Here is a 4,101-nt window from a genome sequence, read left to right as displayed (position 1 = left end):
GGCAGGGTGACAAAGCGCTCTCCGGTGATAGAGAGGTTTGGTGAGCGGTTGGCTTGGGCAAGGGGGCCTGTCCCGTTAGAGGCAGGCTCCTTTGGAGCCGCGGGCTCTGACGGGATGGGAGTGGAAGAAGTGGTGGTGAGGAGAGAGTTCAGTGTTGCTCTCGTTTTGGGACCCACAGTGCCGTAGCCGGTGGTGAGAGGAGTGCCGGAAGAAACAATATTGTGTTTTTGCTGGAAGCGTTTGACGGCAGCTTCGGTGAGCGACCCAAAATAGCCGGAGATCGTTCCTTCGGGGTAAAGCGAGGGGTCTTTCGCGAGGTAGGTTTGGAGTTTGGTGACGTCACTTCCCTCGCTTCCCTTTCCTAAGGTGGTGGTGAAGGAAGAGGACACAGACGCCGAAGGCGTCTGTGTTGGTTCTGCTTGTTTGAGAGTTTGGAGTTCAGTCTGGAGAGTTTGTATCTCTGCGAAGAGTGCCGCGATCTTTATCTCAAGGTCGGAGAGAGTTTGGGCGCCCAATGCAAGCGGGAAGAGAAAGAGTGCAATCGTGAATGTGAGGAAAAGTTTTTTCACGGATGTTCTCATTGATGGAGAGACTGATGTTTAGCAATAGTATTCTTCATGTGTACGAGAAGCCTGGTCATATTTTCTATTTTTTTGACCGTAATATCGTGGATGTCGTGATACATTCTTATTCTGTCATACGCAACCTCAATATACACCGGTTCTTTGTACTCAAGAGTCATTTTAATAAATTCCGGTGTTAAGATTTTGAGCACCATCTCTTCATCCTGGCTGTCGTATCTTCTGACCCATATCGCGTAGGCATAATTAAAAGTTTGGCTTTCCGTTCGGAGTTGTTTGAAATCTACCGCGCCGGCAAATGGATTTTGAGAAATACGGTGTATAAAGCCGGCAATCCCCTTTTTTCGTGAACGGGGAGTGACAAAAAATTTGATATCAAAAAATATCGGTTCGGCGCCGGTTTCCGCGGCGATATAGCTTTTGCGAACAGAGCCCATTCCGAGATCAAGGAGAGCTTCCTGCACAAAACACTCAATGAATTGTCCCTCCATCGCTCCTTTAACAAAATGCTCCACATCTTTCCCTTCCCCCGGACTTTTTAAAGCGCTGTCTTCGTCTTGTTCCCTTTGAGCAAGCTCCGTACTTTCAAATAACGGACGATAGCGCGGTACTCCGCGCGCATGGTATTCAAGAGAGAGATTTTGCGCAACATCGCGCATTACTTTTTGCGCAACAGCAGCGTTCTGTCGAGATCGTATCTCTTCCCTTGAAAGATAGAAGCGGACTCCAAATAAAACAGCAAGAGGAACAGAAGCGGCACTCCAAAAAATAAATGAGAACGAGTGAAATATGAAAATGTAGACATAAAACATCACAAGAGCGACGAGAGCGCCGTTCACATACCGCTCTATCGTTTCAATGCGAATGATTTTTTTGTCCATGTTGATAGTATACTCCATTAGCGACCGCTCCACATACCAACACGCTTCTCGCGCGCCGCGCGTTCGGCAGACAAGAACAGTTGGCTGTGCGCTGTGTTCGGAGGGATAGTAAGTACTTCTGCGAGACCCAACTTGAGCATCTTTTCATTTACCAATGTGTCGTCTATATATACATAGCGCAACAATCGGTCTTCCTTATCCACTTCACTCTTGTCCTTGGAGAGTAAAACCTCTTTGTTTAAGATTAGTTTCGTAAGCTCCCATTTCGCCTCCTCGTAATACGGCCAGCCGCGCGCGGGAGCGTTAATGCCGACCAAGCGCACTTTCCTGCCGTCTTCCAGAATAAAGGTGTCGCCGGCTGTCACGGAGAGTACGCGCGCGCGTTCCCCGTTCTTTTGTTCCGTATTTGATCCGAACACACGAGCAAAAGAAAAGTCGTTCGTGTCGCCAAGAGAAGTAATAGACCAGCCAAGCCACGCCATAAAAGAAACGACAATGAATGCGGCAACGAAAGAAAGATGCGAAACGTCCGGACGATTTTTCATAGTATATTGATATAATTATCGCACACTTAACATACTTGTTCAAATTGTTTTGCAAAATTTTACATTTTTACGCCTACACACTACACTGGACGTATGCATACCTCATATTCGGCATTGGATACGTATAAAACATGTCCGCTTAAGTATAAATACCAAGAAATTGATAAGCGGAAAACGCCAAAACGCGTGGAAGCGATCTTTGGCACGGTGGTGCATTCGGCGTTGAAATACATGTTTTTGCGCGATCCGCTCTACCCCGCCCTGGATGAAGTGATTGATTTTTATACCCGGAAATGGAAAGAGGCGGCGGAAAAAATTGAGTGGAAAGATCTTGAACGAAAAGAGGCGCAAGAAAAAATGTATTTTGAGGAAGGGATCAAACTGCTGGAGAATTTTTACAAAAAGAACAGCCCGTGGAATTTTAACGCGGTGGAACTTGAGAGCAGGTTTCGGATCGATCTGGAAGATACAGAGACTGGCACCACGCACACTTTGGCCGGCATTATTGATAGAATTGATAAAGACATCGCCAGCGATGTCTATGAGATCATTGACTATAAAACAGGCAAGAAAATGCCCAGTCAGGAGATGTTGGAAGACGATCTGCAATTGGGGCTCTATGGCATTGCGTTGAAAGACCGATGGCCGGCTCTATCCGCACAGCGCATACAGACATCGCTCTATTTTCTTAAACACAATGAAAAAATATCCGCGATGCATTCGGATGAAAAGTTGGAGCGAGCCAAAGGACGCATTCTCACTATCATCAAAGAGATAGAAAAAAGAATGGAGAGCGGTCTATTTGAACCGACACCTGGACCGCTGTGCAACTGGTGCGGCTTCCGCCCGATCTGTCCCATGTGGTCGCATGAGCATAAAAACAAGGAAGAACTCCAAGCGCCTGACGAAGCAGAGGTCGCAGAAGCCATTGCCGAATTTTTTGAAATTAAGAAAACGGAAGAAGCGAACAAAAAACGGATCGGACAGTTGCGCGACACGATCCTCACATACATGGAGAATACTGCTGTGGCGCGCGTATTTGGAAGTCCCGGCTTTATCACCAAAAGTGTCGGAGAACGGTTCACGTGGGAGATGGATCGGGTAAGGCCGATCCTTGAACGGCTTGGTAAATGGGCCGGCATCCTTGAACCGAATTCAAAAAAACTAGAAGAGCTCCTCCCTACCCTGGGAGCCAAAGACCAGGAGGAGATATTAACCGCCCGTGAAAAGAAATCAGTCATTACGCTCAAGCAAACAAAGAAAAAATAATTTGGCGGAAAACAATTTTTCAGAGTCCCTTGCAGTTGGCGGCGGGAGTATAGCCGGCTTGCTCTGCGGATTCTTTGGAGTCAAACCAAACTTTGTTTTCTTCTTTGATGCGCTGTGCGCCTGAACACCACGGCAGATGATATTTTTTACCTGTTTTTGAAGCGACATAGGTTCCCACCTCAATAGGAACTGATTTGGAAAGAGCGCTTGTTTCGGCGAGATTCCCCTTCCCTCCTTCTAAAACTCTCGCCGTATTTTCCACTCTGATCGGAGATGCCCGCTCCTCTATTTTTGAGAGTCTTCCCAAGCCAAAAGAGGCGAAAGCGACCAAAATAATGGTGAGAATGGTGAAGATATCCTTATTTTCCAAGTGTTTGAGCAAGGACTTGCCCCGTAGTAGAAAATGGCTTATTGTTGCGCGTACCCCACCTCGGTCAGGGTTAAGCCATTTTTCACTACGGGGCTTGCTTTTTTCGGCAATATCTTTTATACTGAAACGCATCATTTAGTATTATAAAGCATCCGGAGGCTTCACGCTAACGGGTAAAAGGAAAATAATATGGCAAGTAAAAAGGCTGGAGGAACAGCGAAAAATTTAAGAGATTCAAATCCAAAATATCTCGGAACAAAGCTATATGCCGGACAATCCGCCGTGCCCGGTTCAATTATTATACGTCAAAGAGGAACCGTCATTCTTGCCGGCAAAAACGTAAAGGTCGGAAGGGACCATACGCTCTTTGCGCTTAAGGGAGGAACTGTTGAATTCACTACCAAAAGAAAAACGGGTTTTAACGGAAAAACCATAAAAAAGAAAGTAGTAAACGT

6 protein-coding genes are annotated in these 4,101 nt (G+C 46.5%); 2 read left to right on the top strand and 4 right to left on the bottom strand.

Annotated elements, in window-relative coordinates; all coding sequences use genetic code 11:
- The 3 genes from AAB523_00695 to AAB523_00685 form a co-directional block, all read right to left on the bottom strand.
- The coding region (locus AAB523_00695; protein MEK7555787.1) for a peptidoglycan-binding domain-containing protein at nucleotides 1–581 on the bottom strand (581 nt) is incomplete at its 3' end.
- On the bottom strand, nucleotides 578–1,462 hold the full coding sequence (locus AAB523_00690; GenBank protein MEK7555786.1) for a hypothetical protein: 885 nt from the start codon (nucleotides 1,460–1,462) through the stop codon (nucleotides 578–580). The genes AAB523_00690 and AAB523_00695, both read right to left, overlap by 4 nt.
- A 17-nt stretch (nucleotides 1,463–1,479) precedes the next feature.
- Nucleotides 1,480–2,007, bottom strand: coding sequence for a thermonuclease family protein (locus AAB523_00685; GenBank protein ID MEK7555785.1), 528 nt, complete (start codon nucleotides 2,005–2,007; stop codon nucleotides 1,480–1,482).
- 93 nt (nucleotides 2,008–2,100) lie between these two features.
- Here AAB523_00685 and AAB523_00680 point away from each other — a divergent pair, with 93 nt between their 5' ends.
- Nucleotides 2,101–3,276: a PD-(D/E)XK nuclease family protein gene (locus tag AAB523_00680; protein ID MEK7555784.1), complete on the top strand. Its 1,176-nt coding sequence runs from the start codon at nucleotides 2,101–2,103 to the stop codon at nucleotides 3,274–3,276.
- 19 nt (nucleotides 3,277–3,295) lie between these two features.
- On the opposite strand, the gene AAB523_00675 is transcribed toward AAB523_00680, so the two are convergent.
- Nucleotides 3,296–3,781 (bottom strand): hypothetical protein, encoded by a 486-nt coding sequence (locus AAB523_00675; protein MEK7555783.1) that lies wholly within the window; start codon nucleotides 3,779–3,781, stop codon nucleotides 3,296–3,298.
- Nucleotides 3,782–3,835: 54 nt separating this feature from the next.
- On the opposite strand from AAB523_00675, the gene rpmA reads away from it, so the two are divergent.
- The coding region (gene rpmA / locus AAB523_00670) for a 50S ribosomal protein L27 (GenBank protein MEK7555782.1) at nucleotides 3,836–4,101 on the top strand (266 nt) is incomplete at its 3' end.

This window comes from Patescibacteria group bacterium, assembly GCA_038063375.1.
Classification (GTDB): Bacteria; Patescibacteriota; Minisyncoccia; order Phycocordibacterales; family JANLHH01; genus JANLHH01.
This window is presented reverse-complemented; position numbering and strand designations above follow the sequence as displayed.